The organism is Streptomyces sp. NBC_00663 (genome assembly GCF_036226885.1).
Taxonomy (GTDB): Bacteria; Actinomycetota; Actinomycetes; order Streptomycetales; family Streptomycetaceae; genus Streptomyces.
Window position 1 is genome coordinate 1,941,241 of the sequence record NZ_CP109027.1, and the last position, 24,490, is coordinate 1,965,730.

The 24,490-nt window shown below is 70.3% G+C and carries 23 protein-coding genes; 11 read left to right on the forward strand and 12 right to left on the reverse strand.

Annotated features, from left to right (window positions below; translation table 11 throughout):
- Positions 1-42: 42 nt before the first annotated feature.
- From pucL to OG866_RS08865, 5 genes are all read right to left on the reverse strand, one after another.
- Positions 43-966: a factor-independent urate hydroxylase gene (gene pucL / locus OG866_RS08845; RefSeq protein WP_329333078.1), complete on the reverse strand. Its 924-nt coding sequence runs from the start codon at positions 964-966 to the stop codon at positions 43-45.
- A 5-nt stretch (positions 967-971) separates the two neighbouring features.
- Positions 972-1,361 (reverse strand): hydroxyisourate hydrolase, encoded by a 390-nt coding sequence (gene uraH / locus OG866_RS08850; protein ID WP_329333079.1) that lies wholly within the window; start codon positions 1,359-1,361, stop codon positions 972-974.
- 6 nt (positions 1,362-1,367) lie between these two features.
- Positions 1,368-1,877: a 2-oxo-4-hydroxy-4-carboxy-5-ureidoimidazoline decarboxylase gene (uraD, locus tag OG866_RS08855; protein ID WP_329333080.1), complete on the reverse strand. Its 510-nt coding sequence runs from the start codon at positions 1,875-1,877 to the stop codon at positions 1,368-1,370.
- A gap of 109 nt (positions 1,878-1,986) precedes the next feature.
- Positions 1,987-2,355, reverse strand: coding sequence for a helix-turn-helix domain-containing protein (locus tag OG866_RS08860; protein WP_329333082.1), 369 nt, complete (start codon positions 2,353-2,355; stop codon positions 1,987-1,989).
- On the reverse strand, positions 2,352-2,618 hold the full coding sequence (locus OG866_RS08865; RefSeq protein ID WP_329333084.1) for a hypothetical protein: 267 nt from the start codon (positions 2,616-2,618) through the stop codon (positions 2,352-2,354). The genes OG866_RS08860 and OG866_RS08865 overlap by 4 nt, the downstream gene beginning before the upstream one ends.
- A 138-nt stretch (positions 2,619-2,756) precedes the next feature.
- Here OG866_RS08865 and OG866_RS08870 point away from each other — a divergent pair, with 138 nt between their 5' ends.
- The 4 genes from OG866_RS08870 (at position 2,757) to OG866_RS08885 (ending at position 6,690) form a co-directional block, all read left to right on the forward strand.
- Positions 2,757-3,578 carry a TIM barrel protein gene (locus tag OG866_RS08870; RefSeq protein WP_329333086.1) on the forward strand — a complete coding sequence of 274 codons (822 nt, stop codon included), beginning with the start codon at positions 2,757-2,759 and terminating at the stop codon, positions 3,576-3,578.
- 28 nt (positions 3,579-3,606) lie between these two features.
- Entirely contained in the window at positions 3,607-4,497 is an 891-nt protein-coding gene (locus OG866_RS08875) for a 2-hydroxy-3-oxopropionate reductase (protein WP_329333087.1), read from the forward strand.
- A 194-nt stretch (positions 4,498-4,691) separates the two neighbouring features.
- Complete coding sequence (locus OG866_RS08880; protein WP_329333089.1) at positions 4,692-6,149, forward strand: catalase; 1,458 nt, start codon at positions 4,692-4,694, stop codon at positions 6,147-6,149.
- 304 nt (positions 6,150-6,453) lie between these two features.
- A complete protein-coding gene (locus tag OG866_RS08885; RefSeq protein WP_329333091.1) occupies positions 6,454-6,690 on the forward strand; it encodes a hypothetical protein in 237 nt (78 codons plus the stop codon).
- Positions 6,691-6,918: 228 nt separating this feature from the next.
- On the opposite strand, the gene gcl is transcribed toward OG866_RS08885, so the two are convergent.
- Positions 6,919-8,706 carry a glyoxylate carboligase gene (gcl, locus tag OG866_RS08890; RefSeq protein ID WP_329333093.1) on the reverse strand — a complete coding sequence of 596 codons (1,788 nt, stop codon included), beginning with the start codon at positions 8,704-8,706 and terminating at the stop codon, positions 6,919-6,921.
- Positions 8,707-8,960: 254 nt separating this feature from the next.
- Between gcl and OG866_RS08895 the strand changes: the two genes are divergently transcribed.
- Positions 8,961-9,644: a hypothetical protein gene (locus tag OG866_RS08895; protein WP_329333095.1), complete on the forward strand. Its 684-nt coding sequence runs from the start codon at positions 8,961-8,963 to the stop codon at positions 9,642-9,644.
- 166 nt (positions 9,645-9,810) lie between these two features.
- Positions 9,811-10,440, forward strand: coding sequence for a GNAT family N-acetyltransferase (locus OG866_RS08900; RefSeq protein WP_329333096.1), 630 nt, complete (start codon positions 9,811-9,813; stop codon positions 10,438-10,440).
- On the opposite strand, the gene OG866_RS08905 is transcribed toward OG866_RS08900, so the two are convergent.
- Positions 10,437-12,020, reverse strand: coding sequence for an AMP-binding protein (locus OG866_RS08905; RefSeq protein WP_329333098.1), 1,584 nt, complete (start codon positions 12,018-12,020; stop codon positions 10,437-10,439). The two genes, OG866_RS08900 and OG866_RS08905, sit on opposite strands and share 4 nt — an antisense overlap.
- Positions 12,017-13,681, reverse strand: coding sequence for an AMP-binding protein (locus OG866_RS08910; RefSeq protein ID WP_329333100.1), 1,665 nt, complete (start codon positions 13,679-13,681; stop codon positions 12,017-12,019). The genes OG866_RS08905 and OG866_RS08910 overlap by 4 nt, the downstream gene beginning before the upstream one ends.
- 114 nt (positions 13,682-13,795) lie before the next feature.
- Here OG866_RS08910 and OG866_RS08915 point away from each other — a divergent pair, with 114 nt between their 5' ends.
- The 3 genes from OG866_RS08915 (at position 13,796) to OG866_RS08925 (ending at position 18,574) form a co-directional block, all read left to right on the forward strand.
- Positions 13,796-14,608, forward strand: a complete 813-nt coding sequence (locus OG866_RS08915) for a helix-turn-helix transcriptional regulator (RefSeq protein ID WP_329333102.1) — start codon at positions 13,796-13,798, stop codon at positions 14,606-14,608.
- Between the two features lie 145 nt (positions 14,609-14,753).
- Positions 14,754-17,558: an ATP-binding protein gene (locus OG866_RS08920; protein ID WP_329333104.1), complete on the forward strand. Its 2,805-nt coding sequence runs from the start codon at positions 14,754-14,756 to the stop codon at positions 17,556-17,558.
- 224 nt (positions 17,559-17,782) lie between these two features.
- The gene (locus OG866_RS08925) at positions 17,783-18,574 is read left to right on the forward strand and encodes a S1 family peptidase (RefSeq protein ID WP_329333105.1); all 792 of its coding nucleotides are present in this window, start codon (positions 17,783-17,785) and stop codon (positions 18,572-18,574) included.
- A gap of 94 nt (positions 18,575-18,668) precedes the next feature.
- Here the strand turns inward: OG866_RS08925 and dmpI are convergent, their stop codons facing one another.
- The 3 genes from dmpI to OG866_RS08940 all read right to left on the reverse strand — a co-directional run bounded on the left by dmpI (position 18,669) and on the right by OG866_RS08940 (position 20,951).
- Positions 18,669-18,851, reverse strand: a complete 183-nt coding sequence (dmpI, locus tag OG866_RS08930; protein WP_194083858.1) for a 4-oxalocrotonate tautomerase DmpI — start codon at positions 18,849-18,851, stop codon at positions 18,669-18,671.
- 92 nt (positions 18,852-18,943) lie between these two features.
- A complete protein-coding gene (locus OG866_RS08935) occupies positions 18,944-19,810 on the reverse strand; it encodes a LysR family transcriptional regulator (RefSeq protein WP_329333108.1) in 867 nt (288 codons plus the stop codon).
- Positions 19,811-19,820: 10 nt separating this feature from the next.
- Positions 19,821-20,951, reverse strand: a complete 1,131-nt coding sequence (locus OG866_RS08940; RefSeq protein WP_329333110.1) for a winged helix DNA-binding domain-containing protein — start codon at positions 20,949-20,951, stop codon at positions 19,821-19,823.
- 145 nt (positions 20,952-21,096) lie between these two features.
- On the opposite strand from OG866_RS08940, the gene OG866_RS08945 reads away from it, so the two are divergent.
- A complete protein-coding gene (locus OG866_RS08945) occupies positions 21,097-22,260 on the forward strand; it encodes a magnesium and cobalt transport protein CorA (RefSeq protein WP_329333111.1) in 1,164 nt (387 codons plus the stop codon).
- Between the two features lie 59 nt (positions 22,261-22,319).
- On the opposite strand, the gene OG866_RS08950 is transcribed toward OG866_RS08945, so the two are convergent.
- Entirely contained in the window at positions 22,320-23,060 is a 741-nt protein-coding gene (locus OG866_RS08950) for a helix-turn-helix transcriptional regulator (RefSeq protein ID WP_329333113.1), read from the reverse strand.
- Between the two features lie 382 nt (positions 23,061-23,442).
- Here OG866_RS08950 and OG866_RS08955 point away from each other — a divergent pair, with 382 nt between their 5' ends.
- On the forward strand, positions 23,443-24,483 hold the full coding sequence (locus OG866_RS08955; RefSeq protein WP_329333115.1) for a 3-oxoacyl-[acyl-carrier-protein] synthase III C-terminal domain-containing protein: 1,041 nt from the start codon (positions 23,443-23,445) through the stop codon (positions 24,481-24,483).
- The last annotated feature ends 7 nt before the right edge of the window (positions 24,484-24,490 follow it).

The window sequence follows — 24,490 nt, forward strand, 5'->3', positions numbered from 1 at the left end:
GGAGACCTCACCGGCCGCGGGTGCCGCAAAAACGTGCAGTTGTTACAGGTTGGTGAGGTCCACCGGGATCTTCGGCTCGCAGCCGTCCCGCAGGATCGTCGCCTCGATCAGGCCGTAGGGCCGGTCCGCGGCGAAGTAGACCTCGTTGTCGTTCTTGAGCCCGAACGGCTCCAGGTCGACCAGGAAGTGGTGCTTGTTCGGGAGGGAGAAGCGGACCTCGTCGATCTCGCTGCGGTTGTTGATGATCCGCGAACCCATCTGGTAGAGGGTCTGCTGGAGCGAGAGCGAGTAGGTCTCGGCGAAGGCCTGGAGCATGTGCTTCTTCGTCTGCTCGTAGGACTTCTCCCAGTTGGGCATCCGCTGCTCGTCGTCGGTCCAGTTGAACCGCCAGCGGGCCGAGACCTGGGTGGCCAGGATGCGGTCGTACGCCTCCTGGAGCGTCGTGTACTTGTCCTTGACGTAGCCCCAGAACTCGGAGTTGGTCGAGTTCATCACGACGAGGTCCTTGAGGCCGGAGACGACCTCCCACTTCTCACCGTCGTAGGTGATCTGGGTGACCCGGGTCTCCTGGCCCTTGCGCACGAACGAGTGCTTGACCTCGTCCGCGCCGATGAACCGGGAGTTCGCGTCGGAGGCGGCGATGCGCTCCCACGCGTACTCCTCGATCCGGATCCGGGCGACCTTGATCGGCTCCTGCGAGGTCACGAAGTGCCGGGCGAGGTGGATGCCGAACTGCTCGGCCGACTCGATGCCGTGCTCCTTGGCGAACGCGTACACCGTGTTCTTGGTGGTGTCGGTCGGCAGGACGTTGGCGTTGGAGCCGGAGTAGTGGACCTCGTCCATGTCGCCGCTCAGCGCGACGGACACGTTCAGGTCCTTGATGTGGTGGGTGGCGCCGTCCCGCGTGATCTTTACGACTCGGTTCTCGGCCTTGCCGTACTGGTTCTGTCCCAGGATCGTGGGCATGTCTGCTAGCTCCCTCGGTAAACGGAGTAGCCGAACGGGTTGAGCAGCAGCGGTACGTGGTAGTGCTCGCCGGGCTTGACGGCGAAGGTGATCGCTACCTCTGGAAAAAACGCACCGCTGTCCCGATTCGCGGGGGCGTCCTGCTGCGCATCGGCTTGCTTCTTCTCGAAGTACGGTTCGACGGCGAAGTCGAGCCGTACGTGTGTGGTGCCCTCCGGCAGGGCCGGCAGGTCCTTGCACCGCCCGTCCGCGTCGGTCGCGCTGCCGCCGAGCGCCTGCCAGTCCGCACCCGGACCCGGGCGGGCGGACAGCTGGACGGCGACTGCCTCGGCGGGGCGGCCGATGCTGGTGTCCAGGATGTGGGTGGACACCGAGGCGGTGGTGCTGGTGCTCATGCTGCGTCAGTCCTCTTCGACGAGTCGGGCGAGCCGGATACGGTTGATCTTGCCCAGCTCGGTGCGGACGATCTCGCGCTCCTGCTCCGGCGCGTTCCCGATCCGCTCCTTGACCGCGTCGCGCATCTGCTCGCCGGTCCGGCCGGTGGCGCAGATGAGGAAGACATGGCCGAACTTCTCCTGGTAGGCGAGGTTCAGCTCCAGCATCTCCGCCTTGAGCTCCTCCGTCGCGCCGGCCATGCCGCGCTGTTCGCGGGCGGAGGTCGGGTCGCCGGGCTCGGGGCGGCCGATGGGCGGGTGTCCGGCCATCGCCTCGGCGAGGTCCTCGGCGGTCAGCTCGGCCGTCGCGGCGTCGCTGACGGCGTAGAGGTCGTCGCTGGTGGAATAGGGGCGGGCGGCGAGCAGCCGCCGCGCCCATGCCGTGGAGGCACACACCTCGTGGAGGGCGGCGAAGGCCGCGTGCTCCTCCAGGGCGTTGAACCGGGTCAGGCCCGGCGGCGTGGAAGTCGAAGTCACGGGAGCCTCCGTGGCCATGTTGCTGAACGGGCTGCCGATAGCTAACGCCCTTCGAAACACCACGTCAACACTTTGTTGAAAACTCGGGGTTACAAACCCCCGCCGGGACTTACAAGCCCTTGTCGCGGTTCAGGTAGTTGTAGACCGTGAAGCGGCTGACCCCGAGCGCGCTCGCCACGGTCTCCACGCCGTGCCGTACGGAGAAGGCGCCACGCGCCTCCAGTATCCGCACCACCTCCTGCTTGGCCTTCCGGTCCAGGTCGGCCAGCGGCTTGCCCTTCTTGCGCTCCATGGCGGCCAGGATGTGATCGAGGGAGTCCGCGAGCTGCGGCAGGCGTACGGCGACCACGTCGGCGCCCTCCCAGGCCAGCACGACGTCGTCGGGGCCGGCCTCGTCGGGCGGGACCAGCTCCCCGCCCATGGCGTCGACCAGCGGCTTCACCGCCGTGATGAAGGGTTCGTCCCCCGTGCCGGTCACTTCCCGCCCTCCCCGACCACGTTCTCCCCGATCACATTGACCTGGAGCGAGACCCGGGTGGCGCCGGCCGCCAGGGACCTGCGCAGCAGCGCGTCGACAGCGGTGAGCACGGCGTCGGCCCCGCCCTCCACGGTGTTGCCGAAGGGGCCGACATCCACCGCGTCCAGCTCGGCGCTCTCGACGACCTCACGGGCCGCGACCGCGTGCGCGGGCGCCTCGTCCAGATCGAAGGGCTCGGTCGTGAACTCCACTCTCAATCGCACGCGCTCAACCTAACGCGCGGCGTCGACTTCCGCCGAGCCCTCTTGACAAGCGACGAGACCCGACGGCAATCTTCCATTAAGCAGAAACGAACTTCCGCAATACGGAATCACTCGACACGGAAGGGAGCGCAGCGGCCCATGGGATTCGCAGACCAGCGCTTCAACGTCAACCTGTCGATCCTCTTCACGGAACTCCCGCTCCTGGAGCGCCCCGCGGCCGCCGCCGCGGCGGGCTTCACCGCGGTCGAGCTGTGGTGGCCCTGGGTCGACTCCCCCACCCCCGAGCAGTCCGAGCTCGACGCCCTGAAGAAGGCGATCGAGGACGCGGGCGTCCAGCTCACGGGCCTGAACTTCTACGCCGGCCGGCTGCCCGGCCCGGACCGCGGCGCCCTGTCGATCCCGGGCGAGGAGTCGGAGCGGTTCCGCGCCAACATCGACGTGGCCGCGGACTTCGCCCGGTCGCTCGGCTGCAAGGCGCTCAACGCCCTGTACGGCAACCGCGTCGACGGCGTGGACCCGGCCGCGCAGGACGCGCTCGCGCTGGAGAACCTGGTCCTCGCGGCCCGCGCGGCCGACCGGATCGGCGCGATCCTGCTGATCGAGACGCTGAACAAGCCCGAGTCGCCGCTGTACCCGCTGGTGTCGGCGCCGGCCGGGATCGGGATCGTCGACAAGGTCAACGAGGCGACGGGACTCGGCAACGCCAAGTTCCTCATGGACCTGTACCACCTGTCCATGAACGGCGAGGACCTGCCGGCGGTGATCGAGGAGTACGGCGCGAAGACCGGCCATGTGCAGATCGCCGACAACCCGGGCCGTGGCGCCCCCGGTACGGGCTCGCTGCCCCTCGAAGACCTCCTCGACCAGCTGAAGAAGGCGGGTTACGACGGCTGGGTCGGCCTCGAGTACAAGCCGGGCGACCGCCCGAGCGCCGAGGCCTTCGACTGGCTGTCCCGCTGACCCCCTTTACGTGAAAGGCACCCCCATCATGAGCAACCTCCCCAAGATCGCGTGGATAGGCCTCGGCATCATGGGCTCCCCCATGTCCGAGAACCTGATCAAGGCGGGTTACGACGTCACCGGCTTCACGCTGGAGCAGGACAAGCTGGACCGGCTGACCGCCGCCGGCGGCACGGCCGCCGCCTCGATCGCCGAGGCCGTCAAGGACGCCGACGTGGTCGTCACGATGGTGCCGGCCTCCCCGCACGTCGAGGCCATCGCCTACGGCCCCGACGGCATCCTGGAGAACGCGAAGTCCGGCGCCCTGCTGATCGACATGTCCTCGATCACCCCGCAGACCTCCGTCGACCTCGCGAAGGCCGCCAAGGACAAGGGTATCCGCGTCCTGGACGCCCCGGTGTCCGGCGGCGAGGCCGGCGCCATCGAGGCCGTGCTGTCGATCATGGTCGGCGGTGAGCAGGCCGACTTCGACACCGCCAAGCCGATCCTGGAGGCGCTCGGCAAGACCATCGTGCTGTGCGGTCCGCACGGCTCGGGGCAGACCGTGAAGGCCGCCAACCAGCTGATCGTCGCCGTGAACATCCAGGCGTGCGCCGAGGCCGTGGTCTTCCTGGAGAAGTCCGGCGTGGACCTGAAGGCCGCGCTCGACGTCCTCAACGGCGGCCTCGCGGGCTCGACCGTGCTGACGCGCAAGAAGGACAACTTCCTGAACCGCGACTTCAAGCCGGGCTTCCGTATCGACCTGCACCACAAGGACATGGGCATCGTCACCGACGCCGCCCGCAACGTCGGCGCGGCCCTGCCCGTCGGCGCCGTGGTCGCCCAGCTGGTCGCGTCGCTGCGCACCCAGGGCGACGGCGGCCTGGACCACTCCGCACTGCTGCGGGCCGTGGAGCGCCTCTCCGGCGCCCAGGTCTGACGAAGACCCCGGGCGGCGCCGCCGCTGACACCTGTCCTGTCGCGCCCAAGCGGCGGCGCCGCCCGGCATCAACTTCACCGAGATGCCGAGCATATTCAACAAAGTGTTGACGTCCAGATCGCCCCAAACCTAGGCTCCACAAAGCGGAAGTTCCTTTCCGAAGCCTCCGCTGACTCTCGTACGGAAGGTCCCCGATGTCGAAGCGCGTGCTGACGACCGAGTCCGGCGCCCCGGTCGCCGACAACCAGAATTCCGCCTCCGCCGGTGTCGGCGGTCCGCTCCTCCTCCAGGACCAGCACCTGCTGGAGAAGCTCGCCCGCTTCAACCGCGAGCGCATCCCGGAGCGCGTGGTGCACGCCCGCGGCAGCGGCGCGTACGGCTACTTCGAGGTGACCGACGACGTCACCGGGTTCACGTACGCCGACTTCCTGAGCAGCGTCGGCAAGCGCACCGAGGTCTTCCTGCGCTTCTCCACCGTGGCGGACTCGCTCGGCGGTGCGGACGCGGTACGTGACCCGCGGGGCTTCGCCGTGAAGTTCTACACCGAGGAGGGCAACTACGACCTCGTCGGCAACAACACCCCGGTGTTCTTCATCAAGGACCCGATCAAGTTCCCCGACTTCATCCACTCGCAGAAGCGCGACCCGTTCACGGGCCGTCAGGAGGCGGACAACGTCTGGGACTTCTGGGCGCACTCCCCCGAGGCCACGCACCAGATCACCTGGCTGATGGGCGACCGCGGCATCCCGGCGTCGTACCGCCACATGAACGGCTACGGCTCGCACACCTACCAGTGGACGAACGCCGAGGGCGAGGCCTTCTTCGTCAAGTACCACTTCAAGACCAACCAGGGTGTCCGCTCCCTGTCCGCCGAACAGGGCGCCGAGCTCGCGGGCAAGGACCCGAACTCGCACCAGACGGACCTGCTCCAGGCCATCGAGCGCGGAGTGAACCCGTCCTGGACGCTCTACGTGCAGGTCATGCCGGCGGCCGAGGCGGCGGACTACCGCTTCAACCCGTTCGACCTCACCAAGGTGTGGCCGCACAAGGACTACCCGCTCCAGCGCGTGGGCCGGCTGGTCCTCGACCGCAACCCGGACAACGTGTTCGCCGAGGTCGAGCAGGCCGCGTTCTCGCCGAACAACTTCGTGCCGGGCATCGGCCCCTCGCCGGACAAGATGCTCCAGGGCCGGCTGTTCGCCTACGCGGACGCGCACCGCTACCGCCTGGGCGTCAACCACACCCTGCTCGCGGTGAACGCCCCCAGGGCGACGACCGCGCACAACTACGGGCGTGACGGCCTCATGGCGTCCAACTCCCAGGGCCGCGCGGCGAAGAACTACGAGCCGAACTCCTACGACGGCCCGGCGGAGACCGGCCGCCCGCTCGCCGCCCCGCTGGCGGTCAGCGGCTGGACGGGCACGCACGAGGCCCCGCAGCACACCAAGGACGACGACTTCTTCCAGGCCGGTGAGCTGTACCGGCTGATGTCGGAGGACGAGAAGTCGCGCCTGGTCGCGAACATCGCCGGCGGCCTGTCCCAGGTCTCCCGCGACGACGTGATCGAGAAGAACCTGGCCCACTTCCACGCCGCCGACCCGGAGTACGGCAAGCGCGTGGAGGAGGCGGTCCGCGCCCTGCGCGAGGACTGACCTTCCCGGGACATGAGCTCCCTGTTCGTGCCCGAAACGCCGAACGACCCGGATGAGGGGTGGTCCCTCGGTACGGGGCACGGACAGGGTGATGGACCGCGGCGGCGTGCGAGCCAGTGCGGTGGTGAAGGACCGGAGATCCTCTTCTCGACCTGAGGGAAGGGCGTTTCGGGCTCCGTCGCTGCCGCCGCGGTCCCAGCAGTACGGCAAGACCCGAAGAGCACCGGATACGGACGGTCCCGTATCCGGTGCTCTTCTCCGTGTCCGGGGTGCGGACAGGGCTTCCGGGCGGGAGGCTGAGGTCATGGCACACGCACCGCACCATCCGCACGTCGTGGTGCACTCGCCGGGCCTGGACGGCTCCCGGCGCGTCACCGCGGACGACCACAACCTCGGCGTCGCCTCCCACCTGGACGATGTCGTGGAGCTGCTGCGCCTCGCGGATCTCGACCGGATCGAGGTCGAGGACGAGGACATCGTGGAGTGGCAGGGCGGCGGCCCGGACGACTGGCCGGGACTGTCCGAACACCATCAGCCGTGAGCCCGTCTACGCCCGGCGGCGTAGACGGGCTACGGAACCCTCAAATCAACCTCTGAACCCGCCCCCGGAGGCTTCAACCGCCCCCGGGGACGGGCACATTGTGGTCACGCGATGCCCGCCGGCACGGGGGCGGCGGGCACCGCGCCCCTGTTTTTGTGCGCTGCGCGCAACAAAAACAGGGCGGCCCATCCCCTCCGGATGGGCCGCCCCTCTGGTCGCCGCGGTGCGTCAGGCCTTCAGCGTCCTGATCGCCGTCGGGGCGTGCCCCGGCTCCGTCGCGAGCTCCTCGAACTCGGTGACGTCGCTGATGTCGGCGGTCTTGCTCATCGCGATGTTGGTGACCCGCTCCAGGATCGCCTCGACGACGACCGGCACCCGGTACTCGGCGGCCAGCTTCTTGGCCTCCTCGAAGGCCGGCAGCAGCTGGTCGGGCTCGGTGACGCGGATGGCCTTGCAGCCGAGGCCCTCGACGACCTTGAGGTGGTCGACGCCGTAGACGCCCAGCTCCGGGGAGTTGATGTTCTCGAACTCCAGGTTGACCTGGAAGTTGATGTCGAGACCGATCTGCGCCTGCCGGATCAGGCCCAGGTAGGCGTTGTTGACCAGGACATGGACGTACGGGATCTTGTGCTGCGCGCCGACGGCCAGCTCCTCCAGCATGAACTGGAAGTCGTAGTCGCCGGAGAGGGCGACGACGGGCGTCTCCGGGTCGGCCGTGGCGACACCCAGCGCGGCCGGGATGGTCCAGCCGAGCGGGCCGGCCTGACCGCAGTTGATCCAGTGCCGCGGCTTGTACACGTGCAGCATCTGCGCGCCCGCGATCTGCGAGAGGCCGATCGTGGTGACGTACCGGGTCTCGGGGCCGAAGGCCTTGTTCATCTCCTCGTAGACGCGCTGCGGCTTCATGGGCACGTTGTCGAAGTGCGTACGGCGCTGGAGGGTGGCCTTGCGCTCCAGGTGGGAGGCGACCCAGGCGGAGCGGTCGGGCAGCTTGCCCGCGGCCTTCAGCTCGCGCGCGATCTCGACGAAGAGCTCCAGGGCGGCCCTGGCGTCGGAGGCGATGCCGTAGTCCGGGGCGAAGATCCTGCCGATCTGGGTGGGCTCGATGTCGACGTGGACGAACTTGCGCTCGCCGCGGTAGACATCGAGCTTGTAGCCGGTGTGCCGGTTGGCCCAGCGGTTGCCGATGCCGAGGACGAAGTCCGACTCCAGGAACGTGGCGTTGCCGTAGCGGTGCGAGGTCTGGACGCCGACCATACCGGCGTTCAGCTCGTGGTCGTCCGGGATGGTGCCCCAGCCCATCAGGGTGGGGATGACCGGGGTGTCGGTGAGTTCCGCGAACTCGACGAGCAGGTCGGAGGCGTCCGCGTTGATGATGCCGCCGCCGGCGACGATCAGCGGGCGCTCGGACTCCAGCAGGAACCGGATCGCCTTCTCGGCCTGGGCGCGGGTCGCGACCGGCTTGTAGACGGGCAGCGGCTCGTAGGTCTCCGGGTCGAACTCGATCTCGGTGAGCTGGACGTCGATCGGCAGGTCGATGAGGACGGGGCCGGGACGGCCGGAGCGCATCAGATGGAAGGCCTGCTGGAAGACGCCGGGGACCTGGGCGGCCTCCAGGACGGTGGTCGCGGCCTTGGTGACCGGTTTGGCGATCGAGGCGATGTCGACGGCCTGGAAGTCCTCGGTGTGCAGTTTGGCGACCGGCGCCTGGCCGGTGATGCACAGGATCGGGATCGAGTCGGCGATCGCCGAATACAGGCCGGTGATCATGTCGGTACCGGCCGGGCCCGAGGTGCCGATGCAGACGCCGATGTTGCCCGGCCGGGTGCGGGTGTAGCCCTCGGCCATGTGGGAGGCGCCCTCGACATGCCGGGCGAGCGTGTGGTCGATGCCGCCGCCCTCCTTGAGGGCGCGGTAGAAGGGGTTGATCGCCGCGCCGGGCACACCGAACGCGTTGGTGACGCCCTCGCGCTTGAGGATCTCAACTGCCGCGCGGGCAGCGGTCATACGTGCCATCGAGTACTCCCTGCTTCGGCTGCCGGATTCGCACTCCCGTCGCGCCCCGCGGTGAGCACTTCCGTACTGGCTCCGTCTGAGGTCTCCGTCGTGCGCAATCTCAAAGCTCGAAATTCCACATTACGGAAACTAACTTCTACTATCTGGAATCAATGTAAGTGGAGGGGTGAAGGGCGTCAAGAGAGGGACAAGCGGGGGTTCGCTGGAGGACGATGGGAGCGCTGTCCCGACCTGGGGTCGTTCTGGAGTGGGCCATGTCCGAGAACGTGTCGGTGCGCTGCCCGGTCTGCCGGCGCGAGCACTTCTATGCGGCACCGTCCTATCCGTGTGCCTGCGGGGCGCCGGTGACACCGCCGCTGGACCGGCGGGCGCGGGCGACGACGGTCACCCACCGCTCCTGGGAGGACGACTGGGTGACGGTCCTCTGCGCGCGCTGCGGGCGCACGGGCGAGTGGCCGCACCCCGAGGTGGGCTGCCCGTGCGGAGCGGTCCTGCGCGTTCCGGTCACCCCGGAGGCGGTCGGCATCACCACGACCCGGCGCGTCGAGCAGACCCGCCGCCGCGCCTTCCAGCCGGTCACGATCCGCACGGCGCGCGACGCGGTGACGGCCGCGGCGCTGTATCTGCGCTGGCTCGGCTACCAGGACATCCGTCGCGCCGACCAACGCCCCCCGAACGGCATCGGCCTCGCCGCCCGAGGCCTCCTGGCCCAGGTCGACCCCACCGTCCGCCCGGCCTCACTCCGAGACGTCGAATGCCTGTGGCTCACAGCCATGACAGAGTCCGCGGACTGCGTCTACTTCTCCCTGGCGGGCTACGCCACCGAAGCCCGCGTGGTGGCCGACTCCCTGGGGGTGCCACTGTTCGTCCTCGACCTGACGGGCACACCGCAGCCGGTGAACGGCCTGGCGGACGAACTGGATTCCACCGGAGCGTAGGCTTCCGGCGGTGGGGTGGGGTGGGGTGGGGGCGGCGGGTGGGTCGATGCTCAGCGACTGGTGGCGCTCGGGTAATCGCCGGGCCCGGCCGGGGGTGCGTCAGCGGCGGTGCGTGCCGTGCGGCAGGGCCGACGCCGGTAATGGTGGGCCCCAAGGAGGCGGGCCGATGAGGCTGGGGCTCGGTCGATCTCGGGGCGCCCGCTGTCGTTGGAGGCGTGGCACTCGCGGTGGTCCCCGCCGCGGCCGTCGGAAAGCCGGTGCGGTCGGCCCCGGAGCCCGCCATACTCGCCCGATGCGTATCCGCCCCGCCACCCCCGACGAACTCCCCGCGCTCCAGGACATCGAGCGGGCCGCCTGTGCCCCCTTCCGTACCGTCGGCATGGCGGCGATCGCCGAGGACGAGCCGTTCGGGGTGGACGTCCTGGAGGGGTACCGCCGGGCGGGGCGGGCCTGGGTCGCGGCCGACGGGGAGGATCGACCCGTCGCCTACCTGATCTGCGAGCCCGTCGACGGCGCCCTGCACATCGAGCAGGTCTCGGTCCACCCGGACTTCGCCCGTCGCCGCATCGGCGAGTCCCTCCTCGCTCGCGCCGCCGACCGCGCCCGCGAAGAGGGCCTCACCGCCCTCACCCTGACCACCTTCACCGAGGTGCCCTGGAACGCCCCGTACTACGAGCGCCTCGGCTTCCGCGTCCTGGACGCGACCGAACTCACGCCGGGCCTGCGAAAGATCCGCGCCCACGAGGCGGACCTCGGCCTCGACCGGTGGCCCCGGGTCTGTATGCGCCGCGACTAACCCGCCGCGTACGTCTCCCGCAGCTCCACCTTGCGCACCTTCCCCGACACCGTCATCGGGAACGACTGAAGTACCTGGAGCCGGCTCGGCACCTTGTAGTGGGCCAGCCGTCCCTCGCAGAAGGCGCGCACCTCGTCCAGGGTCGGCGGGTCGGCCGGGTCGCGGGGGATGACGCAGGCGAGGACCTCCTCGCCGTAGCGCTCGTGGGGCACGCCGACGACCTGGACGTCCGCGATCTTCGGGTGGGCGTAGAGGAACTCCTCGATCTCGCGCGGGTAGATGTTCTCGCCGCCCCGGATGATCATGTCCTTGATGCGGCCGACGATCTCGACGTAGCCGTCCTCGCGCATCACGGCCAGGTCGCCGGTGTGCATCCAGCGGCCCGCGTCGATCGACTCGGCGGTCTTCTCGGGCTCGTTCCAGTAGCCGAGCATCACGCTGTAGCCGCGGGTGCACAACTCCCCCGCCTCACCCCGGGGTTGACTGACGCCGGTCACCGGGTCGACGACCTTGACCTCGATGTGGGGCAGGACGCGGCCGACCGTTGCGGTGCGGTGTTCCAGGTCGTCGTCCCGCCGCGTCTGGAGCGACACCGGGGACGTCTCCGTCATGCCGTAGCAGATGGAGACCTCCGCCATGTGCATCTCGGCGACCACCCGCTTCATCACCTCCACCGGACACGGCGAGCCCGCCATGATGCCGGTGCGCAGGGAGGAGAGGTCGTACTCCGCGAAGTCGGGGAGGTTCAACTCCGCGATGAACATGGTCGGTACGCCGTAGAGGGAGGTGCAGCGCTCCCGCTGGACGGCCTCCAGGGTGGCCTTCGGGTCGAAGGACGGGGCCGGGATCACCATGCAGGCGCCGTGCGAGGTGGCCGCCAGGTTGCCCATCACCATGCCGAAGCAGTGGTAGAAGGGGACGGGGACACAGATCCGGTCCTGTTCGGTGTACGCGATCAACTCGCCCACGAAGTAACCGTTGTTGAGAATGTTGTGGTGGGAGAGCGTGGCCCCTTTCGGGAAGCCCGTCGTGCCCGAGGTGTACTGGATGTTGATCGGGTCGTCGCAGGACAGCTCCGGGTACGCCGCCGGAGTCGCGCGGGCGAGGAGCCTGCCCCAGCTCGGGTCACCGATGAACACGGTCTCGCGCAACTGCGGGCAGCTGCCCCGCACTTGGTCGACCATCGCCCGGTAGTCGCTCGTCTTGTGGCTGAGGGACGCGAACAGCACCGAGATCCCGGCCTGCTTGAGCACGTACTCGACCTCGTGGGTGCGGTACGCCGGATTGATGTTCACCATGATCGCGCCGATGCGGGCGGTGGCGTACTGGACGAGCACCCACTCGGGGCAGTTGACCGCCCAGATGCCCACCCGGTCACCCTTGGCGACCCCGCTCGCCATCAGCGCGTACGCCAACTCCTCGACATCGGCGGCGAATTGACCGTAGGTCCAGCGCCGTCCGGACGGCACGTCGACCAATGCCTCGCGGTCCGGCCAGTTCGCCACCGCCCGGTCCAGGTTCGCGCCGATCGTGTCCCCGAGCAGTGAAGTCCCGCTCGTCCCATGGGTGTAGGAGCTCATCGGAAGTCCTCCTCGCGGTACTCGGCGGCCGAGCCGGCGGCCGTGGCCTCGCGCAGCTCGATGCGGCGGATCTTGCCGGAGACGGTCTTGGGCAGAGGCGCGAACTCCAGGCGGCGGATGCGCTTGTACGGTGCCAGGACGCCCCGCGAGTGCTCGAAGAGGACCTTCGCGGTGTCCGGTCCCGGCTCCCAGCCCTCCGCCAGCACCACGTACGCCTTCGGCACCGCGAGCCGCAGCTCGTCCGGCGCGGGCACGACGGCCGCCTCGGCGACCGCCTCGTGCTCCAGCAGCGCGCTCTCCAGCTCGAAGGGGCTGATCTTGTAGTCGCTCGCCTTGAAGACGTCGTCGCCGCGCCCGATGTAGGTGAGGTATCCGTCCGCGTCCCGCGACGCGACGTCCCCGGTGCGGTAGTAGCCGCCGGCCATCGCCTCCGCCGTACGGTCCGCGTCGCCGTGGTAGCCGGTCATCAGGCCGACCGGGCGGGCCGACAGGTCGAGTGCGATCTCGCCCTCCCGCGCGCCGGGCGCCCCCGTCACCGGGTCGAGCAGCTCCACCCGGTAGCCGGGGCTGGGCCGTCCCATCGAGCCGGTCTTCAGGGGCTGGCCGGGGCTGTTGGAGACCTGCACCGCCGTCTCCGTCTGGCCGAAACCGTCCCGGATCGTCACCCCCCACGCCCGCCGCACCTGCTCGATGACCTCGGGGTTCAGCGGCTCCCCGGCCGCCACCACCTCCCTCGGCGGGGTCCGCAGCTGGGTGAGGTCGGCCTGGATGAGCATGCGCCACACGGTGGGCGGCGCGCAGAAGGTGGTGACCCCCGCGCGGTCCATCTCCGCCATCAGACGGGCCGCGTCGAAGCGCGTGTAGTTGTGGATGAAGACGGTCGCTTCCGCGTTCCAGGGCGCGAACAGGTTCGACCAGGCGTGCTTGGCCCAGCCGGGCGAGGAGATGTTCAGATGCACGTCGCCGGGCTTGAGGCCGATCCAGTACATGGTGGCCAGGTGCCCGACCGGGTACGAGGTGTGGGTGTGCTCGACGAGCTTGGGGCGGGCGGTGGTGCCCGAGGTGAAGTAGAGCATCAGCGGGTCGTCGGCCCCGGTCGGGCCGTCCGCGGTGAAGTCGGGCGAGGCGGCGTAGGCGTCCTCGTAGCGCCGCCAGCCCTCGGGGGCGCCGCCGACCGCGATCCGGGTGTAGTCGCCGGGCACGTCGTCGAACTTGCCGGTGTCCTCCGACCGTACGAGCACCTGCCGCACCCGGCCGCGCTCGACGCGGTCGCGCAGGTCGGCGGGGCCGAGCAGCGGGGTGGCCGGGATGACGACGGCACGCAGCTTCATCGCGGCGAGGGCGGTCTCCCACAGCTCGGTCTGGTTGCCGAGCATCACCAGGACGCGGTCCTCGGCGCGCACTCCCTGGGCGCGCAGCCAGTTCGCGACCCGGTCGGAGCGCTCGGACAGCTCGGCGAAGGACAGCCTGACCTCGGCGCCGTCCTCCTCGACGATGTGCAGGGCGGTCCGGTCGTTGCCTTCGGCGATGACGTCGAACCAGTCGAGCGCCCAGTTGAAGCGCTCGGGCCGGGGCCAGGTGAAACCCTCGTAGGCCGTCGCGTAGTCCTCGCGGTGGGCGAGCAGGAAGTCCCGCGCTCCGCGGAACGACTCCGTCGTCATCTGTCCTCCTCAGGGCCGGACCATTGCCGGGCGGCTCTCTGTCATCGTTTACTCCGTGATGCAGGTCTCACTACCCCCGAACGGGGGTGTGCGCCGCGGCGAAAGGACGAACGGGTGACCACGGAGGCGGCGGAGATCCGCAACGCGCTGGTGCGGCTGCGGCGGACGACCGGGCTGCCGGTCGCCTTCGGCGGGCTCGTGGAGGCCGGCCGCCCGCAGATGCGGATCAGCGAACTGAGCGGCACCTCGACACTCGCGCTGCGCGCCCTGGCGGTGACCTCGGGCAGCGGCCTCGGCGGCAGGGCGGTCGCCCTCGCCCGCCCGTGCGCGGTGACGGACTACTCCGCCTCCCGGCAGATCAGCCACGAGTACGACGCCCCGGTCGCCACCGAGGGCCTGCGCTCGATCGTGGCGGTGCCCGTCGTCGTACGGCGCCGGGTGCGCGGTGTGCTGTACGGCGCGCTGCGCACCGTACAGCCGCTGGGTGACCGGGTGCTGGGCGCGGCGATGGAGGCCGCGCGGGACGTGGAGCAGGCGCTGGTGGTGCGCGAGGAGGCGAGGGAACTGGTGGCGTCGGCCGAGCCGGCCGGGGTGGACCCCGTGTCGCGGGAACAGGTCCGGGAGGCGCACGCGGCGCTGCGGGCGCTGGCGCCGCGGATCACCGACCCGGCGCTGCGGGCCGAGCTCCTCGACGCGTGCGGGCTGCTCACCCCGCGGCAGCCACCAGTCCGGACGGCCCTCGCCCCGCGTGAGCTGGACGTCCTGGCCTGTGTGGCCGAGGGGGCGACGAACGCGGCTGCCGCCGAACGGCTGGGGCTGCGTGCGGAGACGGTCAAGGGATATCTGCGCTCGGCCATGCGCAGGCTGGGCGCGCACACCCGCGGGGAGGCGGTGGCGGCGGCGCGCCGGGCAGGGCTGCTGCCCTAGAACATCACCCAACCATTCATTCGGCTGTGCTTTGAATTTCCTCATGCTGTGAGGTTGTTATGTGCCTCACCACGTCTCCCCTCCGGATTTCAAAGAATCGTTGCCTAGAATTTGGCCCGGACACGACACGAGGGGAGCGGCGACCGTGCAACGGGACTTCCAGGAGCCTGCGAGATGCCGCCCTGACCTGGTCATCGGCCGGGAGGAGGTGTTCGCCCAGGCCCGGGAGCAGCTTGCCCGGGGCGGCAGCGTGCTGCTGCACGGCCCCGCCGGAATAGGAAAGTCCACCGTCCTGCGGGCATTGGCCGCGGATAACGGCGGCTCGGCCCGCACCGTGTTGCGCTGCTCGGCGACCGAGTCCGAATCCCATCTCCCCTTCCTCGCCCTCGCCGACCTGCTCGGTCTGGTCCTCGACGAGGTGTCCGGGAAGCTGCCCGCCGCGCAGCGCACCGCGCTGGAGTCGGCGCTCACCGGCCGCGGCGAGTCCACTCTCCAGCGCGACGGCCTCGCCCTGCGGCTGGCGGTGCTGTCGGCGCTGCGCGCGCTCGCCGCCGAGGGCCCGGTGCTGATCGTCGCCGACGACGTGCAGTGGCTGGACTCCGCCAGCGCCGAACTCCTCGGCTTCGCCGCCCGCCGCCTAGGCGACACCCCGGTACGGATGCTGTGCGCGGTACGGACCGAGGGCCAGGAGTACGACCGTCACCTACGCGCGTCACCTCCCGACACCCTCGCCCTGCGCGTCAACCCGCTCTCCCGCACACAGGTCTCCGAACTCCTCGGCCACCGCGGCTACACCGGCCTGCCCCGCTCCACGGTCCGGGACATCCACCGCACCAGCGGCGGCAACCCGCTCTTCGCCCTGGAACTCGGCCGCGCCCTCAGCGAGAACCCCACCCCGCCCCGCCCCGGCGAGCCGCTCCCGGTGCCCACCTCGCTGCGCACCCTCGTGCTGAACCGCCTGGAGATGCTCTCCGACGAGGCCCGCCGCACCCTCCTCGTGGCCAGCGCCGGCGCCCGCCCCACCCCCGCCCTGCTGCGCGCGGCCGGCCGGGAGAACGCCGAGGCGGAGACCGCCCAGGCCGCCGCCCTCGGCCTGCTGGCCACCGAGCCCGAGGGCCCCGCCGTACGGTTCGCGCATCCGCTGATCTCGGCGGCGCTGTACGCGGAGGCTCCCGCGCACGAGAGACGGGCCGCGCACGCCGCGCTGTCGAAGGCCGCCTCCGACCCCATCGAGCGGGCCCGGCACCTCGCCCTGGCCACCACCGGCACCGACCCGGACACCGCCGACAGCCTCGCCGAGGCGGCCTCCCTCGCCCGGGACCGCGGCGCCCCCTCGGTCGCCGCCTCCCTCGGACTGCTCGCCGCCCGGCACACCCCCGCCGAGGGCGACCCCGACGCGCGGCGTCTCCAGGCCGCCGAGGACGCCATCACCGCCGGTGAGCTGGACCTCGCCCGGGACATCGCCCGGGACGTGCTGACCCGGGCGACCGTGCCCGCGGACCGGGTGCGGGCCTGGATCATCGTGATCGACACCGCGGGCCACGCCATGACGGAGGTCGACTCGGTCTTCCCGCAGGCCCTGGCCGACGCGGGCGACGACCCCCAGCTGCTCGCCCTGATCCACTACCAGCTGACCTGGCGCGCCGTCCTGGTGGACGGCGACTTCGACCAGGCCCGGGAGGAGGCGGCCCACTCGGCGGCGCTCGCCGCCCGGGCCGGCGACCGCTACAACGAGCTGATGGCGCTGGCCTTCCAGGCTCAGATCGAGACCCTGATGGGCCATCCGAACGCCCCCGCGACCATCAAGCGCGCCCTGAAGGAACCCCAGGACCCGCGGGTGTCGTGCCATCACAACGGCGCCGGCTACTCCCGGTTCCGCTGGCTGATCATGAGCGACCAGCTGGCCGAGGCCCGCGCGACGGTCACCGCACTGCTGCGCGAGGTCCAGCGCACCGGGGCCGTCGAGAGCGAGGTGCACTTCCTGCGCGGGGTGGCCGAGACCGAGCTGCGCTCCGGGCACTGCGGCCGGGCCCTCGACCTCGCCCGGGAGAGCCTGATGATGGCCCGGGACACCGGCATCGGCGAGGTCGCCTCCGCGGTCCTCACCTCGCTCGGCGAGGCCTCGGGCGGCGATGTGGAGCGAGCCCTGGAGCTGGCCAGGGAAGCGGTCGACCACGCCGAGGAGGACGGCGACCAGATGTACGTCTCCCGCGCGCTGACCGCCCTCGGCTACGCCCAGCTGGTCGCCGGGGACGCCGAGGGAACCGTCCGCTCGCTGCGCCGGGTGCGCGAGCTGGAGCAGGGGCTCGGCATCACCGACCCGGCCCGGGGCCGCTGGCAGGGCGATCTCGCCGAGGCGCTCGTCAGGACCGGCGAGCTGCGCGAGGCCAAGGACGTCATCGACGTCACCCGGGAACAGGCGCTGCGGCTCGGCCGGGAGAGTGTGCTCGCGGTGCTGGACCGCGCCGAGGGCCTGCTGCGCGCCGCACGCGGTGAACACGAGGCCGCCCTCGCCCAGTTGACGTCGGTGCAGGACCGGCTCGCCAAACTCGGGTACGGCCTGGAGGAGGCCCGCACCGCCTTCGCGCTGGCCCAGCTGCGCACCCGGCGCCCGGGTCCGACGTCGTACGACGAGGCGGCCCGCCTCTTCCGGCGCTGCCGGGCGCTGCCCTGGCTGCGGCAGGTCGACGCGGCGACGGTCGTACCGGCGGCCGAACCGGAACCGCCGGCCGCGCCCGCGCCGGCGGCCGACGCCCTCGAAGGGCTCGCGGCGATGGAGCGTCAGGTCGCCGCGCTCGTCATGGAGGGCGCGACCAACCGGGAGATCGCCGCGCGGCTGTTCATCAGCGTCAAGACGGTCGAGGCGACCCTGACCCGGGTCTACCGCAAGCTGGGGATCCGCTCGCGGGTGGACATCGTCCGACTGGCGGCGGGGCGCCGTACGAAGTGAGACAGCGCGGGCTTTACTGACCCGCGTGGTGTTTGGCTGCGGCCGACCGAGGGTTTTCCCTGCCCAACTCCCCTAGGGGGTTCCCTCATTGGGAAGGGGAACTCCCCGGTTCTAGGTTATGAACGTGCCGCTCGCCCGGGCATACGGGGGTCGGTCCCGCGACCCCCGTGCTCACCCCCCACACCCGCGCGTCCCCCCACCGGCAACCCCCACTGAGGAGACTCATGTTCGGGCTCAACCGCGCCAAGAGAACCGCGGCCGTCGTGGCGGCCACCGCTGCGGCCGCAGCGACCGCACTGCTCGGCGCCCCCTCCGCCGTAGCCGCTCCCCAGCCCATCGTCGGCGGTTCCACGACCACGACGACCTCGTACCCGTTCATGATGCAGATCACGGACTCGTCCCAGAACCAGTTCTGCGGCGGCACCCTGGTCTCCTCGACCAAGGTGGTGACGGCGGCTCACTGCATGGTCGGCGAGACCACGAGCAGCGTCCGTGTCGTCGGTGGCCGGACCTACCTCAACGGCACCAACGGTACGGTCAGCCGGGTCAGCAAGATCTGGATCAACCCCAGCTACACGGACGCCACCAACGGCGACGACGTGGCCGTCCTGACCCTCTCGACGGCGATGTCGTACACCCCGGCGTCGTACGTCTCCTCGTCCCAGACCAGCGTGTACGCGGCCGGCACCACCGCCCGCATCCTCGGCTGGGGCACCACCTCGGAGAACGGCAGCTCCTCCAACCAGCTGCGGACCGCGACCGTCCCGATCGTGTCCGACACCAGCTGTGCGAGCTCCTACGGTTCGGACTTCGTCAAGTCCGACATGGTTTGCGCCGGATACACCTCCGGCGGCACAGACACCTGCCAGGGCGACAGCGGCGGTCCCCTGCTCATCGGGGGCGTCCTGGCAGGGATCACTTCTTGGGGCGAGGGCTGCGCGGAGGCCGGTTACCCGGGTGTCTACACCCGGCTGACCACCTTCTCCAGCCTGGTGACCGCACAGGTCAACTCGTAGGTCCCAGAAGTTCTCCTGAGCACCCCTCAGGTGAAGTACCAGGGGGCGTTGCGGGCCTCCACGAGCGGCCCGCAGCGCCCCCTATCCATGCGCCCTACCTGTCGGCGGTGAGCTTCCCCGCCGCGCCCCAGCTGTCCGTGGGCACCTCGTGGATCCAGACCTGGACGGTCTCGGCGGGGATCTTGTACGCGTCCACGAACGCGTCGGTGATCCGCTTGACGAGGTCCCGCTTGAGCTCGGTGTCGCGCGGACCCTGCTGGACGGTGACGATCGGCATGACTGGACTCCCTTGAGCGGTGTGCCTGTTCGGTGACTCCAGTCCATCGCCTCCGGCGTCCGTGACCAAGGGGCAGCCCGCGACCGCAGCGATCAGTTCTCGTGATCGCCGCAGGCCAGGAGCAGTTCCTCCAGATACGGCGGGGGCGTCGACGCCCGCACGGCCAGTCCTGTCGACAGGGCGAGCCCGGGCGCGCGGAACGGTACGAAGGCCACCCTCGGGGTGTGCAGCACGCGCGCGTGGGACGCGTAGACGACCGTCCACAGCGGGCGGGTGCCGATGGTGGCGAGGGTGTCCTGGAGGGAGCCGTTCACCGGTCCGGGCGGCGGCTCGAACCCGGCCTCGTGGCAGGCGCCGACGACGAGGTCGACGAGGGCGGGGTTGGTGCGCCGCTCGGTGAGGGCGAGTGGCAGCCCGGCGAGTTCCTCGACGCCGATCTCGGGGCGGGCGGCGAGCGGATGCCCTGCGGGGAGCGCGGCCACCAGCGGATCGGCCCACAACGGCACCACCTTGACGCCCGGCACGGGCTCGACGGCCCGTACGAACGCGGCGTCCAACTGCCCGCCCGCGACCCTCGCGAGCCGCTCGGCGGCGGGCAGGGACACCAGCTCGACCGGCACGTCCGGTGCCCGGCGGGCGAACGCGGCGAGCACCCGGTCCAGATGCTCACCGAGCCCGGTGCTGGTACCGATCCGGAGGCCGGGCGGCGGTGCGACGGCCGCCCGCGCCCGCTCGGCGGCGGCCAGTACGGCCCGCGCCTCGGGCAGCAGCCGCTCCCCGGCCGCCGTCAGCCGCACCCGCCGGGGCGAACGGTCGAACAGGTCGGCCCCCAGCTCCCGCTCCAGCCGCTGGATCTGCTGACTGACCGCCGACTGCACGATGTGCAGCCGCTCGGCGGCCCGCCCGAAGTGCAGTTCCTCGGCGACGGTCACGAAGTAGGCGAGCTGGCGCAGTTCCATGGGGTGGACTCTAGGACGGGCGTACGACGGTCCCGAACCGGATGTCGTACGAGGTCCCGGGGTGCATGGTGGCGAGCATGCGCGCCCCCTCCTGGGTGACCTCGTCCCGCTGGGCCTTGGTCAGCTTGCCGTAGGGCTCGATGACGAGGGCGTGGGTGTCGGGGGCGTGGGTGTCGGGGGCGTTCCCCTCCAGCTTCCACACGCCCGCGAGGAAGCCGTCGACGAGGAAGGTGGCGTACGCCGTGTTCCCCACCCAGCTGCGGCCCCAGTACGCGGCCGGGATCACCCGGGTGCGGTCGGCGTGGGAGAGGAGGAGGTTGTCGAACTCCGGGAGGAAGCGGGGCGGGGCCGGGGTGTCGGCGGCGGGGCGCGGGGCGTCGGGGAGGTCGAAGAGTTCGGCGCCGTGCTCGTCGCGGAAGGTCAGGAGCTGCGGGCGCAGGCGCTCGAAGGCTTCGCGCAGGCGGGTCAGGCCGGCCCAGGTCTGCATGTCCTTGACGGAGGCGGGGCCGAAGGCGGCGAGGTAGCGCAGGACGGTGGCGTCGGGCGCGGGGGCGGGTTCGGTGGGGCGGCCGAGCCAGTGCTCGGCCGTCGTGAGGGCCACCTGGCCGCTCTGTCCCCACAGTCCGCGCGGGGTGACCTGGACGAGAGGGAGCCGGCAGCGGGCGGCGATCGCCAGGGACTGCGGATCGGCGTCGGGCCACTGTTCGAGCAGCGCCTCGCGCAACTGCTTCATGGTGCGCGGCTCGGTCTCGACGAGGTCGCGGGCGAGGGCGGCGAGCCGGTCCAGGTCGACGCCGGCGAGTCCCTTGCGGAAGATGGTGAGTTCGCGGTCGCGGGCGGCCTGGACGAGCGGGCGCAGGGTGAGGGCGTCGGCGGCGGTGTGGGTGTGGATGGTCGAGCGCATGGTGACGATCCGGACGACCTCGCGGTCCGCCATGAGGCCGGACAGCTCCTCGGGGGCGAAGCCGTCCAGGCGGGCGGCGAGCGCGTAGTAGGGCGGTTTGACGTTCTGCGCCTGGAGGCCGAGCAGATGCTCCACCGCCGCCTTCGCCGTCAGCGGCGAACGGCCGAGCAGCAGCTGCCGGTCGAGGGTCGCTCGGTTGAGGGCGCGGGGGTCGAGCACGGGGGCCGTCTTCGTCATACCGCGCACGCTAACGGTCGTTGCGGACACCCTCTGTCCGCAACGCACATCGCTGCCCGCGCCGCCCGGACCCCGCGGTCGCCGTGCCGCGTATATCCTGCTCGCTGATCACGCAGCCGGTGACTCGACCCGAGAGGCAGCCGTGATGTCCGAGCGACGCGCCCGTCCGACCGCGAGGGGCCGAGGGAAGTCCGCCTGGCTCCGCGCCCTGGCCCCGGCCACCACTCCCCCTCCGTCGGAGAAGCTACCCGCCGACCGGTCCGACCCGGCGGCCCCCGAGGCGGAACCGCCGAGCATCGTCCAGGCTGCCCTGTACCGCGACGGCGTCCGGGTCGCCGCCCCGGCGACCCTCGCCGAGACGTTCCGTGAGCTGCGCGAGCAGCGGTCCGGCATGGCGTGGATCGGGCTCGCCCGTCCGACCGAGGCGGAACTCCTCTCCCTGGCGGCCGAGTTCGATCTGCATCCGCTCGCGGTCGAGGACGCGATGGAGGCCCATCAGCGGCCCAAGCTCGAACGCTACGGCGAGACCCTCTTCGTCGTCCTGCGGGCCGCCCGCTATCTGGACGCCCCGGAGGAGGTCGACTTCGGTGAGCTGCACGTCTTCGTGGGCCCCGACTTCGTGATCACGGTCCGGCACGGCGCGGCCCCCGACCTCTCGGCGGTCCGCAGCCGCATGGAGGCCTCGCCCGACCTGCTGAAGCTCGGCCCGGAGGCGGTGCTGTACGCGATCCTGGACGCGGTGGTCGACGGCTATGTCCCGGTCGTGGCCGGCGTCCAGAACGACATCGACGAGATCGAGACGGAGGTCTTCCGGGGCGACCCGGAGGTCTCCCGCCGGATCTACGAACTCTCCCGCGAGATGGTCGAGTTCCAGCGCGCCACCCGTCCCCTGGTCGGCATGCTGCACGGCCTGATGGCCGGCTTCTCCAAGTACGGCACCGACGACGAACTCCAGCGCTACCTCCGGGACGTCGCCGACCACGTCACCCACACCAGCGAACGCGTCGACGGCTTCCGCCAGGCCCTCACCGAGATCCTCACCGTGAACGCGACGCTGGTCACCCAGCAGCAGAACGCCGAGATGCGGGCGTTGGCGGAGGCGGGGTTCGAACAGAACGAGGAGATCAAGAAGATCTCCTCGTGGGCCGCCATCCTCTTCGCGCCCACCCTCGTCGGCACCATCTACGGAATGAACTTCGATCACATGCCGGAGTTGCACTGGGGGGCCGGATATCCCTTTGCGATCGGCCTGATGGCCGTCGTGTGCACCAGTCTGTACGTCATTTTCAAACGGCGGGACTGGCTCTGAGAATCGCCCGGGCGGCGCGGCGGCCGGTCTCCCCGCCGCCCGTGTCCGACTCTCGGGTCTCAGGCGCCGTCGGCGCCCACCAGTCCGGCGTTGATCGCGATGACCACAGCGGTCGTCCGGTTGGGGGCGCCCAGTTTCAGCAGGACGGCCCCCACCAGCCGCTTCGCACCATGGGTGGAGATCTTGAGGGCGCGGGCGATCTGCTTGTTGCTGAGTCCGTCGGCAAGCAGGGCGAGCGTCTCACTCTCCCGTTCGGTGAGCACGATGTGCTGCTTCTCGACACGGCTCGCCCTCGGGCGGCCCCCGGACAGTAACTGTCTGGCGAGGGACGCCGGCATCGGCATCTCACCGGCCGCGATCCGCCGGAACGTCTCCGCTAGCGACTGGGCGGAGAGGTCGGACAGCGCGAGGAAGCCGTCTGTGGGCAGGTCGTTGTAGCGGCTGATGTCCGCGTGCCGGATCTCGTCCCCGATGACGAGAATCCTGGGCAGTTCCTCCCGGTCCTCCCTGGACAGCTCGCTCCACTCCCCGAAGAGCGGCCACTGGTCGAACGCCACCACGACAATGCGGGAGCCCGCACTTGACGGGCGCGGGGGCCAGAACGTCGAGGTCAGCCGGTCCAGCAGCACCTCACGGGGCGTTGTCGGCCCGATGAATCTGGCGCAGTCGATCTGCTGGATGGTCGCTTCGAGCCCTCTGGACAGGACTTCGTTGCCCACGCACAGTGCGACGTCGACAAGGACATTGTCGGCAGGGACGCCGCACTCCTCCTCGAACATCACGAGACTCTGTTCCCACATGACGCCTCCTCCATCCCGTACAAGAGTCGTCCCCCCGCTGCTGAATCGATTCACCAGGCGACGTCACGGCACGGTGCCCAGCAATCCGGCACACGAACCCCTATGCGACACCCCCGTCGGCACCCCACCCGGCTCAGGGTTGGCGAAAAACCGCACATAACCCCGTCGAAGCGCTTCGACAAGTCTGGCTATGGCCCTCTGTAGTGTCAAGCGGATATACCCGTCGGTGCACATGGAAAAGATATAGGGAGAATGTCCAGTTTTATCATTCTTCCTCCACCGCCCCTGCATTCCAATTCCTTCGACTTTCGTCGATGCGCTTCGATATTTCGAAACTTTCGCTTTATGCTCCGCCCTGGCATACCCGAACGGGGGACTCTAGGTGCGCCCCTGTGCGGCTTGCCTGCCGCCGCACCTCGCTCCGACCCTGAGAGTTCAGGCCGGGTCGCACGCCGGAAGCGAGCCGCTGCACGATGCGGAGGAACAGGTGACCTCGCTCGAAGCCGTTTCGAGCTTCATTCCGTCGGATCGCGTACCCGTGTCCGAGTGCCTCGGCGCACAGGGAGTCAACGCGGCACGGATCAAGGTCTACGAGCACTACTTCGGCTTCCGTGACATCCGGATGGACCAGGGGCGAGGACCCGCCGAGCTGCTGCTGGCCGCCACCGCCGGCCTCGCGGAACTGCGCGGACGGGAACAGGACGTCCGCTATGTGGTCCACGCCCGGACCATGCCCCTGGTCGCGCCCTACCCCCGCAGTCCGGTGCGCGAGGTGAGCCGGGCGCTGGGGCTGGACCACGCCAACACGTTCTGCCTTTCCCAGCACGCCTGCGCCTCGGCGTTGCTCGCCGTGGAACTGATGGGGCGGACGCTGACCGCCGAGGGCGACGAGGACGGCCTCGCACTGGTACTCGCCGGCGAGAAGGCCTTCACCTCCTCCGCCCAGGTCATCACCGACACCGGAGTGATGGGAGAGGGTGCCGTCGCCGTGCTGGTGCGCGCGGGCGGTGCGCGCAACCGGCTGCTCGGGTACGCCACCCACACACTGGGCGAGTTCCACGGCGGTCCGTGGATGACGGCCGAGCGGGCCGCGGAGTTCCAGGAGGTTTATCCCCAGGCTCTCGCCGAGGTGATGAGGAATGCCGTGAAGGCGGCCGGCCTGGACCTCGACGACATCACTCTGATACTTCCGCACAATGTCAACAGGATGTCCTGGGCAAAGGTGCTGAAGAACTTGGCCGTCCGGGGGACGGAAAGACTTTTCCTGGAGAATCTGGCCGTTATGGGCCATTGTTTCGGGGCGGATGCGTTCATCAATTACCAGACAGCCGAGGAAATGGGGCGCCTGAAGCCGGGCGACCACTATCTGATGACAGCGGTGGGTCTGGGTGCAACCTTTTCCGCCATGGTGTTCCGGCGCTGACCGGGCA

Excerpts from the sequence above, each read along its gene's own strand:
- OG866_RS08950 (WP_329333113.1), bottom strand. The coding sequence starts at position 23,060 with ATGTGGGAACAGAGTCTCGTGATGTTCGAGGAGGAGTGCGGCGTCCCT.
- OG866_RS08870 (WP_329333086.1), top strand. The coding sequence starts at position 2,757 with ATGGGATTCGCAGACCAGCGCTTCAACGTCAACCTGTCGATCCTCTTC.
- uraH (WP_329333079.1), bottom strand. The coding sequence starts at position 1,361 with ATGAGCACCAGCACCACCGCCTCGGTGTCCACCCACATCCTGGACACC.
- OG866_RS08940 (WP_329333110.1), bottom strand. The coding sequence starts at position 20,951 with ATGACGAAGACGGCCCCCGTGCTCGACCCCCGCGCCCTCAACCGAGCG.
- OG866_RS08900 (WP_329333096.1), top strand. The coding sequence starts at position 9,811 with ATGAGGCTGGGGCTCGGTCGATCTCGGGGCGCCCGCTGTCGTTGGAGG.
- OG866_RS08885 (WP_329333091.1), top strand. The coding sequence starts at position 6,454 with ATGGCACACGCACCGCACCATCCGCACGTCGTGGTGCACTCGCCGGGC.
- OG866_RS08875 (WP_329333087.1), top strand. The coding sequence starts at position 3,607 with ATGAGCAACCTCCCCAAGATCGCGTGGATAGGCCTCGGCATCATGGGC.
- gcl (WP_329333093.1), bottom strand. The coding sequence starts at position 8,706 with ATGGCACGTATGACCGCTGCCCGCGCGGCAGTTGAGATCCTCAAGCGC.
- pucL (WP_329333078.1), bottom strand. The coding sequence starts at position 966 with ATGCCCACGATCCTGGGACAGAACCAGTACGGCAAGGCCGAGAACCGA.
- OG866_RS08880 (WP_329333089.1), top strand. The coding sequence starts at position 4,692 with ATGTCGAAGCGCGTGCTGACGACCGAGTCCGGCGCCCCGGTCGCCGAC.
- OG866_RS08935 (WP_329333108.1), bottom strand. The coding sequence starts at position 19,810 with ATGGAACTGCGCCAGCTCGCCTACTTCGTGACCGTCGCCGAGGAACTG.
- OG866_RS08925 (WP_329333105.1), top strand. The coding sequence starts at position 17,783 with ATGTTCGGGCTCAACCGCGCCAAGAGAACCGCGGCCGTCGTGGCGGCC.
- OG866_RS08895 (WP_329333095.1), top strand. The coding sequence starts at position 8,961 with ATGTCCGAGAACGTGTCGGTGCGCTGCCCGGTCTGCCGGCGCGAGCAC.
- OG866_RS08945 (WP_329333111.1), top strand. The coding sequence starts at position 21,097 with ATGTCCGAGCGACGCGCCCGTCCGACCGCGAGGGGCCGAGGGAAGTCC.
- OG866_RS08905 (WP_329333098.1), bottom strand. The coding sequence starts at position 12,020 with ATGAGCTCCTACACCCATGGGACGAGCGGGACTTCACTGCTCGGGGAC.
- dmpI (WP_194083858.1), bottom strand. The coding sequence starts at position 18,851 with ATGCCGATCGTCACCGTCCAGCAGGGTCCGCGCGACACCGAGCTCAAG.
- OG866_RS08910 (WP_329333100.1), bottom strand. The coding sequence starts at position 13,681 with ATGACGACGGAGTCGTTCCGCGGAGCGCGGGACTTCCTGCTCGCCCAC.